This window comes from Halorhabdus sp. BNX81, assembly GCF_029229925.1.
Classification (GTDB): Archaea; Halobacteriota; Halobacteria; order Halobacteriales; family Haloarculaceae; genus Halorhabdus.
On the sequence record NZ_CP107254.1, the window covers coordinates 1,907,895 to 1,925,636 of the forward strand.

General features: G+C 62.3%; 23 protein-coding genes, 1 tRNA gene and 1 pseudogene. 14 read left to right on the plus strand and 11 right to left on the minus strand.

Annotated elements, in window-relative coordinates; genetic code table 11:
* The first annotated feature begins 38 nt into the window (after positions 1–38).
* Complete coding sequence (gene gatE / locus HBNXHr_RS09560; protein WP_275881955.1) at positions 39–1,934, plus strand: Glu-tRNA(Gln) amidotransferase subunit GatE; 1,896 nt, start codon at positions 39–41, stop codon at positions 1,932–1,934.
* 26 nt (positions 1,935–1,960) lie between these two features.
* On the plus strand, positions 1,961–2,287 hold the full coding sequence (locus HBNXHr_RS09565) for a hypothetical protein (RefSeq protein ID WP_275881956.1): 327 nt from the start codon (positions 1,961–1,963) through the stop codon (positions 2,285–2,287).
* A gap of 119 nt (positions 2,288–2,406) precedes the next feature.
* Here the strand turns inward: HBNXHr_RS09565 and HBNXHr_RS09570 are convergent, their stop codons facing one another.
* A complete protein-coding gene (locus tag HBNXHr_RS09570) occupies positions 2,407–3,120 on the minus strand; it encodes an RNA methyltransferase (protein WP_275881957.1) in 714 nt (237 codons plus the stop codon).
* Positions 3,117–3,650, minus strand: coding sequence for a hypothetical protein (locus tag HBNXHr_RS09575; RefSeq protein ID WP_275881958.1), 534 nt, complete (start codon positions 3,648–3,650; stop codon positions 3,117–3,119). Before HBNXHr_RS09575 ends, HBNXHr_RS09570 begins: the two co-directional genes overlap by 4 nt.
* Before the next feature lie 107 nt (positions 3,651–3,757).
* Between HBNXHr_RS09575 and folP the strand changes: the two are divergent.
* Both folP and HBNXHr_RS09585 read left to right on the plus strand, forming a co-directional pair.
* Positions 3,758–4,597, plus strand: a pseudogene (gene folP / locus HBNXHr_RS09580) (dihydropteroate synthase); the annotation flags it as partial.
* A 35-nt stretch (positions 4,598–4,632) separates the two neighbouring features.
* Entirely contained in the window at positions 4,633–5,331 is a 699-nt protein-coding gene (locus HBNXHr_RS09585; protein WP_275881960.1) for a 6-hydroxymethylpterin diphosphokinase MptE-like protein, read from the plus strand.
* Here HBNXHr_RS09585 and HBNXHr_RS09590 read toward each other — a convergent pair.
* The 4 genes from HBNXHr_RS09590 to HBNXHr_RS09605 all read right to left on the minus strand — a co-directional run bounded on the left by HBNXHr_RS09590 (position 5,328) and on the right by HBNXHr_RS09605 (position 9,515).
* Positions 5,328–5,951, minus strand: coding sequence for a hypothetical protein (locus HBNXHr_RS09590; protein ID WP_275737007.1), 624 nt, complete (start codon positions 5,949–5,951; stop codon positions 5,328–5,330). The genes HBNXHr_RS09585 and HBNXHr_RS09590 overlap by 4 nt on opposite strands.
* Before the next feature lie 44 nt (positions 5,952–5,995).
* Complete coding sequence (gene msrB, locus HBNXHr_RS09595; RefSeq protein ID WP_275737008.1) at positions 5,996–6,409, minus strand: peptide-methionine (R)-S-oxide reductase MsrB; 414 nt, start codon at positions 6,407–6,409, stop codon at positions 5,996–5,998.
* 656 nt (positions 6,410–7,065) lie between these two features.
* Positions 7,066–8,805, minus strand: coding sequence for an excinuclease ABC subunit C (locus tag HBNXHr_RS09600; protein ID WP_275881961.1), 1,740 nt, complete (start codon positions 8,803–8,805; stop codon positions 7,066–7,068).
* 74 nt (positions 8,806–8,879) lie between these two features.
* Positions 8,880–9,515 (minus strand): hypothetical protein, encoded by a 636-nt coding sequence (locus HBNXHr_RS09605; protein ID WP_275881962.1) that lies wholly within the window; start codon positions 9,513–9,515, stop codon positions 8,880–8,882.
* 109 nt (positions 9,516–9,624) lie between these two features.
* On the opposite strand from HBNXHr_RS09605, the gene HBNXHr_RS09610 reads away from it, so the two are divergent.
* The 7 genes from HBNXHr_RS09610 to HBNXHr_RS09640 all read left to right on the plus strand — a co-directional run bounded on the left by HBNXHr_RS09610 (position 9,625) and on the right by HBNXHr_RS09640 (position 12,460).
* Entirely contained in the window at positions 9,625–9,888 is a 264-nt protein-coding gene (locus HBNXHr_RS09610) for a hypothetical protein (RefSeq protein WP_275737012.1), read from the plus strand.
* A gap of 72 nt (positions 9,889–9,960) precedes the next feature.
* Complete coding sequence (locus HBNXHr_RS09615) at positions 9,961–10,233, plus strand: hypothetical protein (RefSeq protein ID WP_275881963.1); 273 nt, start codon at positions 9,961–9,963, stop codon at positions 10,231–10,233.
* On the plus strand, positions 10,230–10,457 hold the full coding sequence (locus HBNXHr_RS09620) for a hypothetical protein (protein ID WP_275737014.1): 228 nt from the start codon (positions 10,230–10,232) through the stop codon (positions 10,455–10,457). Before HBNXHr_RS09615 ends, HBNXHr_RS09620 begins: the two co-directional genes overlap by 4 nt.
* A gap of 83 nt (positions 10,458–10,540) precedes the next feature.
* A complete protein-coding gene (locus HBNXHr_RS09625) occupies positions 10,541–10,735 on the plus strand; it encodes a cold shock domain-containing protein (protein WP_275737015.1) in 195 nt (64 codons plus the stop codon).
* A gap of 210 nt (positions 10,736–10,945) precedes the next feature.
* On the plus strand, positions 10,946–11,245 hold the full coding sequence (locus HBNXHr_RS09630; protein ID WP_275737016.1) for a DUF5779 family protein: 300 nt from the start codon (positions 10,946–10,948) through the stop codon (positions 11,243–11,245).
* 112 nt (positions 11,246–11,357) lie between these two features.
* Complete coding sequence (locus HBNXHr_RS09635; protein ID WP_275881964.1) at positions 11,358–12,032, plus strand: hypothetical protein; 675 nt, start codon at positions 11,358–11,360, stop codon at positions 12,030–12,032.
* Positions 12,029–12,460, plus strand: coding sequence for a hypothetical protein (locus tag HBNXHr_RS09640; protein ID WP_275737018.1), 432 nt, complete (start codon positions 12,029–12,031; stop codon positions 12,458–12,460). Before HBNXHr_RS09635 ends, HBNXHr_RS09640 begins: the two co-directional genes overlap by 4 nt.
* Here the strand turns inward: HBNXHr_RS09640 and HBNXHr_RS09645 are convergent, their stop codons facing one another.
* From HBNXHr_RS09645 to HBNXHr_RS09655, 3 genes are all read right to left on the minus strand, one after another.
* Complete coding sequence (locus HBNXHr_RS09645; RefSeq protein WP_275737019.1) at positions 12,461–12,670, minus strand: ribbon-helix-helix domain-containing protein; 210 nt, start codon at positions 12,668–12,670, stop codon at positions 12,461–12,463.
* A 78-nt stretch (positions 12,671–12,748) separates the two neighbouring features.
* Positions 12,749–13,783, minus strand: coding sequence for an FAD-binding oxidoreductase (locus HBNXHr_RS09650; RefSeq protein ID WP_275881965.1), 1,035 nt, complete (start codon positions 13,781–13,783; stop codon positions 12,749–12,751).
* 750 nt (positions 13,784–14,533) lie between these two features.
* A complete protein-coding gene (locus HBNXHr_RS09655; protein WP_275881966.1) occupies positions 14,534–14,992 on the minus strand; it encodes a hypothetical protein in 459 nt (152 codons plus the stop codon).
* A gap of 133 nt (positions 14,993–15,125) precedes the next feature.
* Here HBNXHr_RS09655 and HBNXHr_RS09660 point away from each other — a divergent pair, with 133 nt between their 5' ends.
* Positions 15,126–15,566 (plus strand): hypothetical protein, encoded by a 441-nt coding sequence (locus tag HBNXHr_RS09660; protein WP_275881967.1) that lies wholly within the window; start codon positions 15,126–15,128, stop codon positions 15,564–15,566.
* A gap of 370 nt (positions 15,567–15,936) precedes the next feature.
* On the opposite strand, the gene HBNXHr_RS09665 is transcribed toward HBNXHr_RS09660, so the two are convergent.
* Together HBNXHr_RS09665 and HBNXHr_RS09670 are read right to left on the minus strand one after the other, a co-directional pair.
* Positions 15,937–16,212: a DUF3892 domain-containing protein gene (locus HBNXHr_RS09665; protein ID WP_275881968.1), complete on the minus strand. Its 276-nt coding sequence runs from the start codon at positions 16,210–16,212 to the stop codon at positions 15,937–15,939.
* Positions 16,213–16,551: 339 nt separating this feature from the next.
* Positions 16,552–16,633, minus strand: a tRNA-Ser gene (locus HBNXHr_RS09670).
* A gap of 414 nt (positions 16,634–17,047) precedes the next feature.
* Between HBNXHr_RS09670 and HBNXHr_RS09675 the strand changes: the two genes are divergently transcribed.
* Together HBNXHr_RS09675 and HBNXHr_RS09680 are read left to right on the plus strand one after the other, a co-directional pair.
* On the plus strand, positions 17,048–17,422 hold the full coding sequence (locus HBNXHr_RS09675) for a 2Fe-2S iron-sulfur cluster-binding protein (RefSeq protein WP_275881969.1): 375 nt from the start codon (positions 17,048–17,050) through the stop codon (positions 17,420–17,422).
* 71 nt (positions 17,423–17,493) lie between these two features.
* Positions 17,494–17,694 (plus strand): hypothetical protein, encoded by a 201-nt coding sequence (locus tag HBNXHr_RS09680; protein ID WP_275881970.1) that lies wholly within the window; start codon positions 17,494–17,496, stop codon positions 17,692–17,694.
* The last annotated feature ends 48 nt before the right edge of the window (positions 17,695–17,742 follow it).

Below are 17,742 nucleotides of genomic sequence, written 5' to 3' on the forward strand. Positions count from 1 at the left end.
CGGAGCGTTTTTCCCCGAAGCGGCGCCAGTGCCCAGTAATGACTGCCGACTTCGACTACGCGGCCCTCGGGCTGGTCGCCGGACTTGAGATCCACCAGCAACTTGACACCGAGAGCAAGCTGTTCTGTGAGTGCCCGACGACGATCCGCGATCCCGCGGAATCGACGACGACCATCACCCGATACCTCCACCCGACGAAGAGCGAACTCGGCGAACTCGACGAGGCCGCCCTCGAGGAGAGCCAGGTCGAACGCGAGTTCGAATATCTGACCTACGACTCGACCTGTCTGGTCGAGGCCGACGACGAACCGCCACACCGGGTCGACGAGGAGGCGATGGCCGTCGCCCTCGAGATCGGACAGCTGCTCGACATGGACGCGATCGACCAGGTCCACGTCATGCGCAAACTCGTCATCGACGGGTCGAACACCTCCGGGTTCCAGCGCACCATGATGGTCGCGACCGACGGCGAGATCGAGACCAGCGAGGGGCCGGTCGGCGTCGAGGACCTCATGCTCGAAGAGGAGAGCGCCCAGCGCGTCGAGGAGACCGATTCCGGGGTGCGCTACAGCCTCGACCGCCTCGGTATTCCTCTGGTCGAGATCGGCACTGACCCGGACATCCGCTCGCCGGCACAGGCCCAGGAGGCCGCCGAACGCATCGGGATGCTCCTGCGCTCGACCGGCCAGGTCCGCCGCGGCCTGGGCACCATCCGCCAGGACGTCAACGTCTCGATCGCCGAGGGGGCCCGCGTCGAGATCAAAGGCGTCCAGAGTCTCGAAGACATCGAGGCGATTGTCCGCAACGAAGTGGGTCGGCAGGTCGAACTGCTCGACATCGCCGAGGAACTCGACAACCGGGACGCCACGGTCGGCGACCCGCAGGACGTGACCGGAGTCTTCGAAGACACCGACAGCGGCGTGATCCGGGGCGCACTCGACGACGGCGGCGAGGTCTGGGCCGTCCCCCTCCCGGGCTTTGGCGGCCTCGTCGGTCGCGAGATCCAGCCCGACCGCCGCCTGGGAACGGAGTTCTCCGATCACGCAAAGCGCCACGGCGCGGGCGGGATCTTCCACACCGACGAACTACCGGCCTACGGCGTCACCGAGGCAGAAGTCGAAGCGCTGGCCGAGACCGTCGACCTCGATCCCGATGCCGTCACTGGCGAGGAGAGCGAGGACGCGGTCGCCATCGTCGCCGACGCGCCCGAGGTCGCCGAGCAGTCGATCGAGGCGGTCGCCGAGCGTGCCGAGACCGCGATGGACGGCGTCCCCGAGGAGACCCGCGACGCCACCGAGGAGGCGACGACGCGGTACCTTCGACCCTTGCCCGGTGCGGCGCGGATGTACCCCGAAACCGACGTCCCGCCGGTCGAACCCGACCCGGAAGAAGTCGAAACGCCCGAACTCCTCACCGAGAAGACCGAGCGCTACCAGGACGAGTACGATCTCGACGCCGGCCTGGCCGAACAGGTCGCCTACGGGAAGCGGTGGGAACTGTTCGAAGAAGCCGTCGAGTCAGGGGTCGACGCTACGTTGGCCGCCCAGACGGTCGAATCGACCGTGACCGAGATCCGGCGGGACGGCGCGCCGGTCGAGCACCTCACCGACGACCACTTCCGGGCGGTCTTCGGGCTGCTGGCCGAGGATGAACTCGCCAAGGAGGGCGTCCCGGACCTGCTGGCTGCACTCGCCGAGAATCCCGAGTTGAGCGCCGAGGAGGCAGCCGAGCAGGAGGACCTCGGCAGTGCTGGCGAGGACGAAGTCCGCGAGGCCGTCGTCACCGTCGTCGAGCGCAACGCAAGCCAGATCGAGGACGAGGGGATGGGTGCCTTCTCCGGACTGATGGGCGAGTGCATGGGCGAACTCCGGGGGAAGGCTGACGGCGACGTCGTCAGCGACGTGCTCCGCGAGGAGATCCAGAAGCGCGCCTGATGGACTCGGCCGGACGACTACCTCCCATGTACTCACGCGCTCACGCCGCCATCTCGCTGGTCGTCGCTGGCGGGGTCGTCCTCGCCGAGTCGGTCGTTCTGGCCGGCGAACCGGCGGTCGCCCCCGCCATCGCAGTGGCCTACGGCGTGGCGCTGGGCGTGTTGATCGACCTCGATCATTTCGTGCTCGCGTGGGTGCTCTCGGGCAGTTTCGCCCCACTCCGTCGCGTTCTCCGGGCACCCTGGATCGTCGTCACCGACCCCGCGACGATCTTCGAGGCGGACGACCTCGGTCCCTACCACCGGCTGATCAGCCACGTCGTGATCGCCGGGGTCCTCGTGCCCGGCGTCTGACTCGCCGTCGATCCCTTTCTCGGCGTTCTCTCGGCGGCGATCCTCTGGGCACACCTGCTCGCCGATCTGATCGCCGACGTTCGGAACTTCGAGACAATTCCAAGAGACGGACGCCAGCCCTAATCCTCCAGTTTCTGCTCGACCCGTCGGAAGAGCCCCCGCAGTGTCCGAACCTCCCGGCCCGTCGGATGGGCACGCCCGATCACCCGCCGGAAGAGACGCCCGGCCTTCGCCCGTTTCTCCGCGGGATGGTCGATCGCCGCGAGGAAGCCCTCGAACTGGTCGTGCAATCCCTCGATCGCTGGCTGATCGGCCCGATCAGTGATGTCGGGCAGCTGGGTCTCCTCGACGGTCAGCGCCCGGAGTTCGTAGAGCACGATCGTGGCGGCCTGGCCCAGGTTCAGGACGGGATAGTCGTCGCTGGCGGGGATCGAACAGATCTGGTCGACCTCGGCGAGTTCCTCGTTGGAGAGACCGACGTCCTCGCGGCCGAAGACCAGACACACGTCGGTGTCGATTCCCTTGAGTTCCTCGGCGAGTTCCCGCGGCGTCACGAACGGATACCGGACGTGCTTGGTCGCGTCCTCGTTGGTGATCGCCGTCGTCGCAACGGTATGGTAGTTGTTGACTATCTCCTCGAAGGTGACCACGTCGGCGTCGGGCATGATGTCCTCGCGGGCCTGGCCGGCGTAGCCGTAGGCCTCCCCGTCGGGATCGAGTTCGGGCGGGTCGACCAGTTTGAGGTCCGAGAGGCCGAAGTTCTTCATCGCGCGGGCGATCGTCCCGACGTTGCCCGGGGTCTGGGCATCGACGACGGCGACGCTCACGTTCATTCGTCGAGATCGAGGTCGAGATCCTCGACGTCGGCGTCGAGTTCCTCCCGTTCGGCTTCGTCCATCGCACAGAGTTCGTTCTCCAGGGAATCGAGCGCGCCCGAACTCACGTCGGGGAGTTCGTCGCGATCCTCCTCGACGTGCTCGAGGCCGCCGTAGCCCGCCGGGGCGCGCCCGCCGTCGGCGAACCACTCCTGGAAGGCGTTGGCGAGTTCCGGCTCGCCGGCGAGGTCGCTGCCGTCCTCCTCGCGGTACCAGTAGAGGAAGTCCGACTCGTGGGGGCCACACAGCAACACGGTCCCGGTCGGCTCGCCGTAGACGATGCTGCCGACGTTGCACTCGGCGACGTTCGCCTCGCCGTGCTCGAGGTAGCAGGCGTCACACGGTTCGCCGACCAGCGCGGTGAGCCGGAGGATCCGACTCCGGGTGTCCGGCGGCATCTCGACGAGTGTCTTGAGCGACCCATCGTCGTCGAACACGTCGTCCTCCTCGAAGCGCCAGCCGCGCAACCCGATCGAAACCTTGGCCATGCGTGGGGTACTCGCCTGGCGACCAAAAAGAGCGCGCTGTCGGTCAACCGGAAAGCGCCTTCGCCGGGGACCAACCGTTTTTGCCCGTCCCGGTCGTCGCACCCACTATGCACAACGTGGACGCCGCAGGGCTCGGGATCGGCGACGACCACCCACCCCGGATCATGGGCGTGCTCAACGTGAGCCGGGAGTCGCCGTACGACCCCAGCGTCTTCGCCGACCCGGACGAGGCGGCCGCCTACGTCGAGAATATGATCGACGCCGGCGCGGACATCATCGACGTCGGCCTCGAATCGGCCAACAAACGCCTGGAGGTGCTCTCGGCCGAGGAGGAACGCGAGCGCCTCGACACCGCGATCGAGACCATCGACGCCGTCGACGGTGACGCCGTCTTCTCGATCGAAACACGCTACAGCGAAGTCGCCGACGAGGCGCTCTCGCGTGGCTTCGACATGGTCAACGACGTCTGTGGCTTCGCCGACCCGGAGATGCCCGCCGTCTGTGAGGCCCACGACGCCGCCGTCGTGAAGATGGCCAGCCCACCGGACCTCGAACGGCCGGGAGCTGTCGGCGAGACGGACTGGACCGAGCGCTGCGATGCCGAGTGGGCGGGCGATGCTGACTACGTCGATCAGGTCTACGAGGCGCTCAAACAGGGCGGGTTCACCGAGAAGACGATCGTCGACCCGGCCTTTGGCGGGTGGAGCGAGGCCCAGACCCTCGAAGACGATCGCGAGACGTTCCGGCGGCTGGGAGAGTTCCGCGAACTCGGCCGGCCAATGCTGGTCTCGATCAACCGCAAGAACTTCCTCCGGGAATTCGTCGGGCGGTCGACCGAGGAGGCGCTGCCGGTCAGCCTCGCGGCGACCGCGCTGGCCGTCGAGCGCGGTGCCGACGTGATCCGGACCCACGACGTGGCCGAGACGCGAGACGCGGCGATAATCGGCCACGAGTTGGGCGTCGGTCCCGAGGCGTTCGAGTGATGGACTTTGCCACCTGGGAGCCGGTCTACGAGGCCATCCTCGACGACTTCGGCTACGACCGGGCGGGCGACGAGCGGGCGCGGGACTGGCTGGCGTCGGTGTTCGAGCGCCGCGAAGTCGAGCCGTACGAGCCAGTACCGGATGCGTTCGCAGGCGACACCGTCGCCGTCGCCGGTGCCGGTCCGTCGCTGCTTGACGAGACCGAGGTCGTTCGAAACGCCGATTCGATCGTCGCCGCCTCGACGGCCGCCGATAGCCTCCGCGATATCGGATTCGATCTCGATTTCGTGGTGACCGATCTGGACAAACACGCCGAGGGGGTGCGGGAGTTCACGAAGGAAGGCGTTCCCGTGGCTGTCCACGCCCACGGTGACAACGTGGACGTGCTCCGGCAGTACGTCCCGACGTTCGACCTGGCGAGCGTCGTCCCGACGACCCAGGCCGCGCCGACCGGGGCGGTCGTGAACTACGGTGGCTTCACGGACGGTGACCGGGCGGCGTTTCTGGCCGATCATCTGGGAGCCGAGGAGCTCGTCTTCCCCGGGTGGGACTTCGAGGACGACTCGCTGGGGGAGGAGAAGCGGCGGAAACTCCAGTGGGCAAAGCGATTGCTGGTCTGGCTGGAACAGCGTCGAAACGAGCGGTTCGGCATCCTCGACGGGCGGCGCGACGGGATTGACACGCAGATGCTTCCCTAGCGATCGAGACGGGTTCCGAGAAAAGCGCCGATTGCACCGAGCACAAATGCATACGCAAACGAAAAGGCGACCGTTTCGAGCGGTGCAGGTGTCAGGACAACAATTCCCAGTCTCCACCGGACGGCTAGTTCTGCCAGGAAGATCCCCGGGATCGCAAGAAGGACGTATCCGCCAGCCAGCGCCACACCGACCAGCCCGAACGTGACGTGTTCTGTCTCTGAATCGAGAAGGGACTGTCCAACCAGGAGGCCAGCGACAGCCAGTACGAGGACCGGAATCGAGAAATAGACGACATCCGGTATCGTGGAACCGGATTGTTCGAGGATCATGTTGAACCGAACCGTTTCCTGCATCTCACCGTTCGATAACGTTTCGAGGGCGTCCACAAAGTGCGCATTGTAGAAGATCACGCCGATCCCCTTGAGTTTTTGAACATGAGACTCGACGGTCAATGATGCCGGACCCACGTAGAACAGCGCGGTTGTGAGAGCGTAGCCGACGATCCAGGCCACACCACCGGTGACGATTCCTTCTAACCACGGGAACCCACGGACACCTGCCACGCGGTCGTCCGATAACAGCGAACGCTCGGTCTCGTCTACGGAATCGTTTCGTGACACACTCGCATTGACTTCGAATACGGGCAAAAAACCTCCGGCCGGTCTCACTCGTCGTCGGTCTCGAAATCCAGCGCCGCGGAGTTGATACAGTAGCGCTTGCCCGTTGGCTCCGGGCCGTCGTCGAAGACGTGACCGAGGTGGCCGCCACACTCGGCACACAGCACTTCGGTCCGCTCGCGCCCGTGGCGGGTGTCGAGTTCGGTCTCGACGTTGCCCTCGGCGACCACGTCGGTGAAACTCGGCCAGCCGTGGCCGGACTCGAACTGCGAATCCGTATCGAACAGCGCCGCGCCACAGCCGGCACACCGGAAGACGCCGTCGTCGTCGACATCGAGGTACTCGCCGCTGAACTTGGGTTCGGTCCCGCGTTCGCGGAGAATGTGGTACTCCTCTTCAGTCAAAACCTCACGCCACTCGTCGTCGGACGCCGGAACGCCGTCGGATTCGGACTTTCCCATACCCAACGAACGTACTCCGAGGGTAAAGACCCACTGAATACGGGAACCCATACCGCCATCGGCGACGGCTCGGTCACTGGTCAGTGGCATCTGTCAGTTCGCCGCCGGGCTGATCTCTTTGCGTTCCCGCGGGCGATCGCCGGTCCTCTTCCTGTGGCTGTTCGTCTGGGGCTGTACATGCTCGCCCACAGTCTCGGTGTCAACGCCGGAGTTCACGTCCCGCTCGGTTGACCCGCGTCGGCATGGCTCGGCGTCGGATCGGACGGCAGTTCGATCCCCGGAGCGCCCGCGAGCGGCGATTAGCTTTCAAAACAATCAAGCACATCCGTCGGGGTACAAAGGATGAGATCTTCACGGTCGAGTGCGATCTCCCGCAACTCCCCGGTGACGTTCTCCAGGTCTGAAGGGCGCGGCTTCCCGTCCCGCAGAGTGAAACGTAAGCCGGTTCTACCTCGGCTACCGTCGGGACTCCGTGACCAATGTCGTCTTTCGGATCCGCCGACGTCCGGCCACGCGAGTGTCTCCCGATCAGCGTCTTATTCCCTAGGAGAAGCCACTTCCGTTCCGGCTCCCGATCAAATATTATGCACAAGATAATATTATCGCATACATAATGAAATCCTGGTCCCGCCGGGGGGTTGGTCCGGGCCCCGTGGTCAAAGCTGTCGCCGGATCGTTTTCGCCGTCGCTTCACCGACGCCCGGGACGTCTCGGAGTTCCGCCGTCGAGGCCGCCCGGACCCCGTCAACGCCCCCGAACCGCCCCAGCAGCCGCGTCCGAAGTTCGGGACCGACGCCCGGGACGTCGTCGAGTGCCGTCGACACGTCGTCCCTGAGTGTCGTGTGATACTGAACGGCAAAACGGTGAGCCTCGTCGCGGACGCGCTGGAGCAAGCGCAACTGTGGTGTGTCGTCATCCCAGTCGAACGTCCGCTCGGGAGTGATCACCCGCTCTTCGGCCTTCGCCAGCCCGACCGCAGGGACGTCCCAGCCGACGGCGTCGAGGGCCTCGCGAGCGGCCGCGAGCTGTCCCTCGCCGCCATCGATCAGGAGCAGATCGGGATCCGGCCGGTCGTCCCGCCCTTCGATGGCGCGCTCGGCCCGCCAGCCGATCAGCGACCGCATGGCCGCGTAGTCGTCGTTGCCTTCGGCGAGTTTCTTGCGTCGATAGTCGGGTTTCTCGGGCGACCCGTCGACGAAACAGACGTCACTGCCGACGACGCCCGCGCCGCCGGTATGGCTCACGTCGAAGCCCTCGGTCCGGTCGGCAGCATCGAGACCGAGGGCGTCGGCGAGCGCGGTGACACCGTCCTCGTGCCCCGTCTTGCGTCTCGCGTTCTTCAGCGCCAGGTCGACGAGCGTCGCTTCCCGACCGGCCCCCGGAACGCGAACGTCGACGCCAGCGTCGGATAGCCAGGATTGCACGTCGTCGTCACTCAGTCGGTCGGAGACCAGAAGACGGTCGGGGAGGTCGCGTTCAGCGTAGTACTGCGGGACGAAGGCGGCGAGCACGTCGCCGGCCCGCTTGCCGTCGGGCGTCTCGACGGTGTGGCGCTCCCGATCGACCAGCGACCCCTCATTGCTGTGGAGGCGCGCGACCGTCGCCGAGTCACCCTCCAGGGCGACCGCCAGCACGTCGGTCGTCCGGTGGTCGGTCGACTCGATGGCCTTCGCGCCACCCGCGTGGAAGGACTCGACGACGTCGAGGCGGTCCCGGAGGTTCGCCGCTCGTTCGAACGCCGCTTCGTCGGCGGCCCGGTCCATCTCCTCGCGGATCGGCTCCGCGAGGACGCCAGTCTCCCCGCGGAAGAACCGGCGGATTGTCGCGACATCCTCGCGGTAGGCCGCCGGGCTAACCTCGCCGGTACACGGGGCCGAGCAGAGCCCGATGTCGTAGTCCAGACAGGGGCGATCGCGATTGGCGTACTTGTGATCCGAACAGCCACGGAGGCCGAAGGTCTCCCGAATCGCCTTGACGACGGTCTCGACGTCACTCTTGTCGGTGAACGGGCCAAAGACGTCTGCACCTTCGGCTGGATCACGCGTGATCTCGATCCGTGGCGCGGGGTGATCGGTCAGTTGCACGAGCGGATAGGACTTGTCGTCGCGCAGCCGGACGTTGTACCGTGGCTGGTGGCGTTTGATGAGATTCGCTTCGAGGAGGAGCGCCTGCGTCTCGGTGTCGGTGACGACAACGTCGATATCGGCGGCGCGCTCGACCATCCGCCGGATGCGCTCACCCCGGGGATCGGCATACGAACGGACGCGGTCCCGGAGAGCCACGGCTTTGCCGACGTAGAGAACAGTGGCGTCCTCGTCCGAACTATCTACGAACTGATAGACGCCGGGCTCAGTCGGGAGATCGCCAGCACGTGATCGAACCTCGGCCGAGTCCATCGACTCGGGGTACGGCCCAGAGCAAATTGAACGTGGCGTCCTCCCCCCTCGATCGGGGGAGGATCGATCACCGGTCACCCGAGACGATCCAGCGGATCGAGCGATCGTCGATCGTCACTTGCCGAGGAGACGCCGTCCGGGAAGATTGCGTCCCGAAGCCGCCCAACGGTTTCCCCGGCGTCCTCAGTCGAGGCCGCGATCGGGAGGTCCTCGCCGCCGGCGATCTCCAGCACCAGGCGGGTTTCCCGGGAGTAAAGGTAGACAGCGATCGGGACTAGCCCGGCCAGCAGCAACAGCGCGCCGATCATGACCATATAGTCGTCGAGGCTGTAGATGATCGAGATCATCCCCTGGACCATCCCGAGAATGCCGCCGATGCCGAGTTGGCCGGTACTGCCGGTGTCCGTGAGATCGATGTCGCCCATCAGCGCCCCGAAGTCGACAAGCAACCCGACGCCAAGCAGGACGACACCGAACAGACCCGCCCTGAGTCCCGCCAGCAGAAAGCGCGTCTCGCCGTCGGACCTGACGGCGACGTCGGTGACGTTGGGCCGCTCGACCTGCCGGAAGTTCTCGCCGTCCATCTGCGGGGTGAACGCCAGCACGCGGTGAGTCGTGACGACAACGTGGGCGTCACCGGCGGCGACGCGTGCGCTCACGGTTTCACCCTCGTAGAGCAACTCCTCGACGCGATCACTCCAGTCAGCCATCAGTGTCGCTTCGTGATCCGGTTACAAGAAATCACTGGCCGGTAGGCCGACATCGAAGTGGCAGCTATCGGTCGGTGGATACAACCCGCCACCCGTCTAACAATCTTCCATGGCCGAAGAGACCGTCCAGTGCTGGCTCGTCGAACGGGACTTCTACGACGAGGACCTGGTGACACTCGTCTACGCCACGCCCGACGGGTCCCGAGCCGTCACGCAGCAGCGATCGACGGCGCTACTCATGAAAGAACAGGTGACAGCTGCAATCGAGATCGAGCCCGATCGGCTTGAACCCGTCGACGGGGACGAACAGGAGCGATACGCCCGCGAGGCCGAACGGATGGCCGAACAGAACGAGCCTGACGACCCGGTATAGGCGCTCGCCGACGCTCAAAGAACGCTTTGACCGTCCGTGAGGTTTTGAAAGGTACCGTCCGTTGGTATCGATATGGCCTGGATTGGTCTCCATTCCGACGCCCGAACCGGTGACATCGAATCGACGCTCCGGCGTGGGGTACTGGCGATCGGGTTCTGGGGCGCGATCACGCTTCCGCTGATCGGCATGCCGCTGCTCGCCGTCGTCCCGGCATCTGCCGACGTCGTCGCGATCGTCCTCGGCGCAAACGTGGTCTGTCTCCTCGTCGGCCAGCACCACAATCCCTCGAATGGGTGGCTTGCCGGATCGATTGAGCATCCCACCGTCAGGGAGGGTGCCCGATGACGGCCACAACGGACACGAAGCGGCAACGATTCAGGGAGTACCTCCGCGAGCAAACGGCCGATGGGGAGTGCTATCTCAAGAGCAAGTTCGTCGCCCGCGATCTCGAACTCGGGACCCGAGAGATCGGACAGCTGTTTGCCGATCTCAGCGACGAGGCGGACGAACTCGACGTCGAGCGGTGGGCCTACTCGAACGCGACGACCTGGCGAGTGGCCCGTCGGTGAGCGGTACATCGATTTTGGAAGGGACTCGTGGTATCGTCACTCTCGGAAGGGTTATCCCCATGCCAGGTGAACATTTGTTTGCAATGGTACACGGAAAAGTGGATTTCTTCCACGACACTGGCGGTTACGGTTTCATTACGACTGAGGACACCGAGGATGACGTATTCTTCCACATGGAGGACGTTGGCGGCCCGGACCTCGAAGAAGGAGCGGACATCGAGTTCGATATCGAGCAGGCCCCCAAAGGCCCGCGCGCGACGAACGTCGTCCGCGCATAGAGCGAATCGCTGTCTCACGGCAGCGCCATGAGTGAAATTTCGATTTTTGATCATTATGTCAGTAGCGGCCGGTTTGTGACCAACAAATGTCGAGATCGGACCGCCCGGATCGTCCACCCCATGCTTTCATGGGGCCCCATTTCGGGGACGAGTCAGACGGAATCTATCGGAGCGCGTGGATTTTTATCATCCCCTCACCCACAGATGCACATGGGCGAATTCGATCTTGACTTGGGAGCTGTCGAATCGCAGTTGCCCGACGAGGACGACGAGTCACCTCACGGTCGTATCGTCCTCGGCGTTCTCGACGGGACGACTCCGGACGAGGAGTGGATCAGTCTCGTCGACGACGGTGCAGTGCTGGTATTGAATGTCGAGGGGGACGTCAACGAACGGGCGGCCGGCTTTGCCCGGAGGATCCAGGACAGTGGCGGCAGTCTGATGCACTTTCGTGGGTTCCTCGTCGTTTCGCCGCCCGGCGTCGAGATCGACACCGATCGACTGGAATGAATGGTCGGCTGCCGTGACGACCGACGTTGCGTGCAATGGCCGGAGAAACGCTCGCTCGGCACGATTGTCCGCGGACTGACGATTTATACGCGCAGAGCCCGTACGGGTATATATGCCATTGAAGGCCACGGGGCAAGCGATCTTCGATCCGGACGACGGCTGGGCGGGCGGGACGACCTGGATTGCCCACCCCGAGGAGTCGATGCAACGTGCGAGCCACGCACTCTTCGTGGACGATGCGGTGTGGCTCGTCGATCCCGTCGATGCCGACGGGCTGGACGATCACCTCGCCGATCTCGGCGACGTTGCGGGCGTCGTTGTGCTCCTCGACCGCCACAAGCGGGACGCCGATGCGATCGCGCTCCGACACGACGTCCCGGTGTACGTCCCCGAATGGATGGACGGCGTCGCGACGGAGATGACGGCGCCGGTCGAGCGCTTCGGGACGACACTGGCGGACACCTACACCGTCTATCCGATCAAAGACTCGCGTTTCTGGCAGGAAGCGGCGCTGTACGACGAAGACGAAGGGACGCTCGTGATCCCCGAAGCAGTCGGGACGGCGTCGTACTTCCGGACAGGCGACGAACGCATCGGCGTCCATCCCATGTTGCGGCTCAGACCGCCCCGCCGGCTCCGGGAGTTCAGTCCCGAACGGATCCTCGTCGGCCACGGCGACCCCGTCGTCACGGAGGCGAGTGATGCACTCGCCGACGCGATCGACGGAGCGCGGCGGCGAACCCCGGCGCTGTATGTCGACGCCGCGAAGGACTTCATCTTCGGATGAATCCGGACGCCGACCCGATCTACGCAACCGAGGGGCTGATCGACGTCCTGTTGGAGCAAGCAGCGGAGCGTGCGCCCGATCCAGTCACGATCTCGGTGTCAGTGACGCCCGCCGGCGACTTCGGGGCGCTCGATCTACCCGCCGAGACACCCGTGTTCACCCACCTGTATCTCCCGGACGCCGGCAGTTCCCTGAACTTCGTCTTCGGCGTCGATCTGGGGACACCCGCGGGCCAGACTCAGGGCCGGTTCGTCTCTCACCCCGACGGGCGGCTCGAACTCACCCAGGCCGATGACTTTCACGCAGTGGTATTCGTAGCGGTGCCGCCGTGGGATCGGGATGCAATCGCCGTCTTCGATCGGGACAGTACACCACGCGAGCTTCGGCTGCTCGATGCCGAACCGCCCGAAGAGCGCTTTGGAGAGTGACTATTCCAGATACCCGAGGTCCTGTAGCTGGCTGGTTATCTCCTCGAATTCCGCCTCGGTGAGTTCGTCCGTGCGCTGGTGCTGGATCACGATACTCCGAAGTAGGAATCTGACGAGGTCGCTCGTCGAGGAGAAACTCGTCCCCTCGATCGTGTGTTCGACGCGATCTGCGAGTTCTTTCGGGATCGACACTGTCGTGTATTCGGTCATGTCCACATGGAGGGCTGCAACCGGGTTAGGCGTTTATGTCGTATCAGCGTCGGCCTGTCCGACCGGCGGCGTCGACGCTCACCCGAACCCCTCAGATTCGATCCGGTTCGCCGGGACCCCCAGTCGTTCGATCGCCGCGACGAGACTGTACACCATCGCGTTGATGCCACAGGCGTAGACGTCCACGTTGGCGGGATCGATCGACGGTAGCTCCCCCGATCCAGGGCCATCTTCGAGCCGTTTGTCGAGGGGTGCCCCAATCGGCGTCGCGACTGTCGTCTCGTCGATGTGTTTGAGCAGGGCCTGCTGGACGTAATCCGTCTCGCCGTCCCAGTCACTCAGGTACGGTTCCCGGCTAAGACAGGGCACGAAGTGGAAGTTCTCGCGTTCGCGGGCCAGCTCCCGGAAGGCCGTCCGGTACGGCAGGTCGTCGGCCCACGCCGCGCCGAGGAACAGCCAGACGTCGCGTTGTTTCCCCTGGTACTCGTCGCGACCACTCTCGAACAGATAGTCGATCATGCTCTTGAACGGGGCCACGCCGGTACCCGTCGCGAGAAAGACCATATCCCGTGATGAGGTATCAGCCAGAACGAGTTCCCCATAGGGTCCGCGGACGGTCACCTCGTCGCCGACGGCGATATCGTCACAGATCCGGGGTGAGAGCCGCCCGCCCGGTACCCGCCGCACGCAGATTTCGAGGGTGTCACGCGTGGGTGAACTCGCTAGCGAGTACGCCCGTGACGTTCCATCGTAACGGAGTCCGATGTACTGACCGGCGACGAAATCGACATCGGACTCAGTAACCAACTCGACGCGAGCGAGCATCGGCTTCGGCCGATCGTAGCGCTCAGCCAGCGTCGCCACACGTCTGGCCACGGACTGATGTCCGTCGGCGAGAAGTCGTTCGTGCAGGCCGTCCCAGTCGGCCGGCCCCCCGATCGGGCTGTATTCCGGAGCGGCCTCGGCGACCCAGCGATTGATCGCCTGTGTGACTTCCGGCCGCCGGTCCTGATCCATCTTCGTGACCCGCGTCACGCGGGCGGATTCCGTGACCAGCGGGAGGTCGGCGATCGCGTCGTGCTGGGATGCGTGGTCCCTGACCTGAGCATCCATACCGGACGCATGAGGCACCGATGGAAATGCATACCGGCCCCGTCAATCGGAAAGCGTTATGGCTAGGAGTTTGACAAGTACTGCGAGGCAAACGTCGATCACGATTTGAACCCAGGAGGCTTACGCCACTGGCTTTCAAGACCGGCGCAATGGACGCTCTGTCACCACTACCGTAAATCACGAACTTGGGGATGGCCGCATCGTCTTGAGCCTGTATCCAATGTGCGGCCCGCTGCTTCGAGACCGCTGATGGTTACAAGTGGCCAGCATGGTTTGTGTTTCGGTGAATTGTGGCCTTCGACCCAAGGTTAGTCACACTATCAATCATTAGACTGATACTATGAACGCGGTACTCCGCACACTCAAAGAACAATCCTCGAAGAATCGGAACAATTGAAAAGTCTCACTACGACGCGCAACTTCGGAACTACTACAGAACTGGTCAGTTTTACATCAATTGTACGATAAGTACAAGGATGCAGATGCCTCCTGGCTTACTCGCCAAAGCAACCCCTACACCTTCTCCTCTCTCACGCGGTTGCTTGCAAGATTTGCCGAGGTTGCTAATTTAGATACGAAGGACCGCTCGCTTACGTGGTACAGTCTTCATCACTCTGTTGTCACCGACATGGCGTGAGAGGAAAGTCAGGCTGTCGCTTAAGCCCAGTTGCGCCACTGATCTATTCGGTCCACGGTCAAGTATGACGCCGCGCCAGTAGAAGACTGGCGAGATGCTTCGGAATGGATGCGTTAAAATAGCCCCAAATCTCCTCGTTTCTCTTTAGCGCTCTGTTCTACTTGTTGAGCTTTTTCTGCCGCTTTCCTAACTCGATTTTTTGTTTCGTCCGGATCAATATCTTCGGTATTTACTGGTGGGCGAACCATCTTGACCTGCTGACACTCTGCGATGAGCGTTTCACACAGATCTAATAGTGATTCATCAACTGCAGGGGGTGCATCGGCTAAATGCTGGGCTAACTCAGCATGGACGCCCGCACAGGTTTTTTGAGCGATTTTTGGCTTTGGACCAGTCCAGTCTCCGTAATTCACCCGCTGTATTCGTTGGGCCAGCCTTTCTACTCGACTGTACCATTGTTCAACCTCTCTTTTACGCTGGTTCTGATTCTGATACCCTACGGCAATCAGTCCGATGACACCACTGACGGCCCCACCAAGGGCTGTCGGAATTGCCGTGCTCCAATCAATCATGGATGAATTTAAAAAGTCTGGAAATATTAAATCTACTGTCACTATCTGGCTGGTATTCAGTATATTTGATTCGCTTTTGTGACAATGGATCTCTGTAAGAATCTATTTGAATAGTCGGCGGCCAATTGAGTACATGGATGTTCAACAAATCAGACTGCAATTGTATCGAATCCCCGTTAGAATGACCATTGCTAGCGAATTCAGGGATTTTAAAGACTGGAATGATGAGGAAATTGAGGAAATCAAGAGCCTCATGGCAGAAAGTTTTAACGACCGTGCTGGCACCCTATTCTATCGGAACGGAGGAGTGATTTTGGTTACGTATCTTCTAATAGATAATTTTGTGAGTGACTTACCGATTGGTGTCTTAGGGATGACGTTCATTCTTTACGGTGCAACCTTGGCAGGCTACTCAATCAAGGGTCCCTATCGGATTGCAGTTGAAGGGTTGGAAAAGGAAGAACGCTATGACATCTTGAAACGAGAGATGGCCAGAGACACCATGCTGGTTACTATGGGTGCGATATTTTTCGTTGCAGGGTTCTCCCTGCGGATTATCACATCAGCATTGTAGCAGACAGTGCCTTGCAAGTTGATACGTCGGTGAGTCATCCAACCGCATGGTGGCTCATCGAATCGAAAATCTCTCTTGGGTCGTCGCGTGATCAAGCCAATCCTCATTTGCCCCGGGACTATAGCGGTGTCAGATTAGCACCGATCAAAGAGATACTTTTGCCGGCTAACCAGCCGGACCCTGGCGGAATGAAAGGGCGAGCCAGTTTCGGGAACCCCGACGAAGTAAGCACTGCAGGGCGCGTAGCGCCCGAAGCGCGCAACAAGTCGCGGGACCGAAACTGGAGAGGGCTTTCAGAGTGGTTTCCATCTTTTCAGATCTTTATCTGAACACTATCCCTCGATAAGAATGAGATCAACTGCGCTACCGTTCAGCAACTCGGCTGTTTCAGTAAGTTGTCGTCCTTGGTGTCATTCGGTTCGCTACGGACATACTTTGTTGTCCCACGTTTCACAGCATTAACATCCGTCCGTGTTCCGTTATGTTCAACTACTACGTTGTATCCCTCTTTTTCAATGAGGTCATAAACCTGCGCAGGTGTGCGGGTAGCAATTCCCCCATCTTCAGCGTCAAAGCCAATTGTTTCAATATCTCGGCAATCTCTTGGGTTGCTATCGACGTTTACGCATCGAACGGTTAATGCCATATAGGTATGTAACTGAGTGGACGTTTGTAAAGGCCAGCCTACCGCGGTGAAAGTGAAACAGGTGTTTCCCGCACGGGCAAAACAGGCCCAATTAGCTCCGAAGCTATCGTGCTCTGGTCTTATCACCGTTCATCAAGGTCAGTGGTTGTGAACGCCAGGGATATGGGACCCGAAACTACCCAAAATAACGGTATTGGGCGCTATTCCTCTTGGAACAAGCGGTGGGGCTGGGATTTGAACCGAGCCAAGACGGTCCTGCTCACTTCGTTGCGCGGGCTGCGACTTGTCGGCTTCAAATCCAGTTGCACCACTCAGCGCTCACGTTCGTTCGCGCAGAAGCGGTGGGGCTGGGATTTGAACCCAGGAGGCTTGCGCCACCGGTTTTCAAGACCGGCGCAATGGGCCGCTCTGCCACCCCACCACGATAGCCTGAACGACCATGTCTCGGTATGGTCACACCGGCGGTCACTCAGGTGCGTTTGCCAGCACCAACACGTGCCAAACCGGAACCGAGCGGTCGCGTGTGCGATTGGCTGCGGCATCTAAACGAATGAACACACTGAATTTCAAGCTGTCGTTCTCAGTCGTGGCCTGACGGGTTGTCGTGACGCCCCGAACAGGACCTGACGACCACGATCAGAGGGATAGCTGTCGTACTCGTGGTCCGCTACTGCAGCGACATGGGCAACACAGCAACGAGCCAAACGCGTTTGGTGATCCAGGTCCTCCCTATGAGCATGTTTGCTGTCGAGTTTTGGGGCCACGTCGACCAATCGCGCGGCGGAACTGACCACGTGGAAACAGGTACCGATGTCCATCCCACCAGACACTGCTGATGAGTGACGAATCGACGGCCGAAACAGGAGAATACGACACAGTGACTGTGACTGTCTTTGACGGCGAGACTCGGACCGAGGTATCAGTCACGCGCGGCCGGACACTTCGTGACGTGCTCCTCGAACAGGGATTCTCGCCGTACACACGGCTGACAGCGTCAGCGAACTGCGGCGGCCGTGGGCTCTGTGCGACCTGTGGCGTGCGGTTGCGTGATGGGCCGCCGCCGAAGCACTGGCACGATCGGCTGGCAGCCCGGTTTGGCTATCCACGACTGTCCTGTCAGGTGACCGTCGAGGCCGATCTCACCGTCGAACTGGTCGCGGACAAACGCATCTGGGGATCTCGGAACGCCACCGAAAACGATTCCCGGTGACGGCCGGCCCACGGCTCGAAACTTCGCGCCCACAGCCCTGACCTTTTGATGGTTGAGTCCGAGTATCCCCTATGGATGGTGAACTCTCCTTGCCGGTGGCTGTGGGGATCATCCTCGCAGTTATCGCCGCAGGCACTGGTGGACTGATCGTGGCACCGATCGGGATGACGGCCGAGACGACGCTGATGATGGTACTGCCGTCGATGCTCGTCTTCGCCGTCGTCGTGTTCGTCGTCGGTGTCATGCACGGCCAGCACCGCGCGAACAGCTAATCACGGTTCGGTCGCTGCCGGCCGACCGGCAAGTTTTTTCGCCGCCTC

Excerpts from the sequence above, each read along its gene's own strand:
- HBNXHr_RS09585 (WP_275881960.1), top strand. The coding sequence starts at position 4,633 with ATGGACTTTGCCACCTGGGAGCCGGTCTACGAGGCCATCCTCGACGAC.
- HBNXHr_RS09605 (WP_275881962.1), bottom strand. The coding sequence starts at position 9,515 with ATGGCTGACTGGAGTGATCGCGTCGAGGAGTTGCTCTACGAGGGTGAA.
- HBNXHr_RS09650 (WP_275881965.1), bottom strand. The coding sequence starts at position 13,783 with ATGGATGCTCAGGTCAGGGACCACGCATCCCAGCACGACGCGATCGCC.
- HBNXHr_RS09655 (WP_275881966.1), bottom strand. The coding sequence starts at position 14,992 with ATGATTGATTGGAGCACGGCAATTCCGACAGCCCTTGGTGGGGCCGTC.
- HBNXHr_RS09610 (WP_275737012.1), top strand. The coding sequence starts at position 9,625 with ATGGCCGAAGAGACCGTCCAGTGCTGGCTCGTCGAACGGGACTTCTAC.
- HBNXHr_RS09570 (WP_275881957.1), bottom strand. The coding sequence starts at position 3,120 with ATGAACGTGAGCGTCGCCGTCGTCGATGCCCAGACCCCGGGCAACGTC.
- HBNXHr_RS09575 (WP_275881958.1), bottom strand. The coding sequence starts at position 3,650 with ATGGCCAAGGTTTCGATCGGGTTGCGCGGCTGGCGCTTCGAGGAGGAC.
- gatE (WP_275881955.1), top strand. The coding sequence starts at position 39 with ATGACTGCCGACTTCGACTACGCGGCCCTCGGGCTGGTCGCCGGACTT.
- HBNXHr_RS09660 (WP_275881967.1), top strand. The coding sequence starts at position 15,126 with ATGGATGTTCAACAAATCAGACTGCAATTGTATCGAATCCCCGTTAGA.
- HBNXHr_RS09625 (WP_275737015.1), top strand. The coding sequence starts at position 10,541 with ATGGTACACGGAAAAGTGGATTTCTTCCACGACACTGGCGGTTACGGT.
- HBNXHr_RS09630 (WP_275737016.1), top strand. The coding sequence starts at position 10,946 with ATGGGCGAATTCGATCTTGACTTGGGAGCTGTCGAATCGCAGTTGCCC.
- HBNXHr_RS09600 (WP_275881961.1), bottom strand. The coding sequence starts at position 8,805 with ATGGACTCGGCCGAGGTTCGATCACGTGCTGGCGATCTCCCGACTGAG.
- HBNXHr_RS09680 (WP_275881970.1), top strand. The coding sequence starts at position 17,494 with ATGGATGGTGAACTCTCCTTGCCGGTGGCTGTGGGGATCATCCTCGCA.
- HBNXHr_RS09620 (WP_275737014.1), top strand. The coding sequence starts at position 10,230 with ATGACGGCCACAACGGACACGAAGCGGCAACGATTCAGGGAGTACCTC.
- HBNXHr_RS09565 (WP_275881956.1), top strand. The coding sequence starts at position 1,961 with ATGTACTCACGCGCTCACGCCGCCATCTCGCTGGTCGTCGCTGGCGGG.
- HBNXHr_RS09675 (WP_275881969.1), top strand. The coding sequence starts at position 17,048 with ATGAGTGACGAATCGACGGCCGAAACAGGAGAATACGACACAGTGACT.
- HBNXHr_RS09615 (WP_275881963.1), top strand. The coding sequence starts at position 9,961 with ATGGCCTGGATTGGTCTCCATTCCGACGCCCGAACCGGTGACATCGAA.
- msrB (WP_275737008.1), bottom strand. The coding sequence starts at position 6,409 with ATGGGAAAGTCCGAATCCGACGGCGTTCCGGCGTCCGACGACGAGTGG.
- HBNXHr_RS09645 (WP_275737019.1), bottom strand. The coding sequence starts at position 12,670 with ATGACCGAATACACGACAGTGTCGATCCCGAAAGAACTCGCAGATCGC.
- HBNXHr_RS09665 (WP_275881968.1), bottom strand. The coding sequence starts at position 16,212 with ATGGCATTAACCGTTCGATGCGTAAACGTCGATAGCAACCCAAGAGAT.
- HBNXHr_RS09640 (WP_275737018.1), top strand. The coding sequence starts at position 12,029 with ATGAATCCGGACGCCGACCCGATCTACGCAACCGAGGGGCTGATCGAC.
- HBNXHr_RS09635 (WP_275881964.1), top strand. The coding sequence starts at position 11,358 with ATGCCATTGAAGGCCACGGGGCAAGCGATCTTCGATCCGGACGACGGC.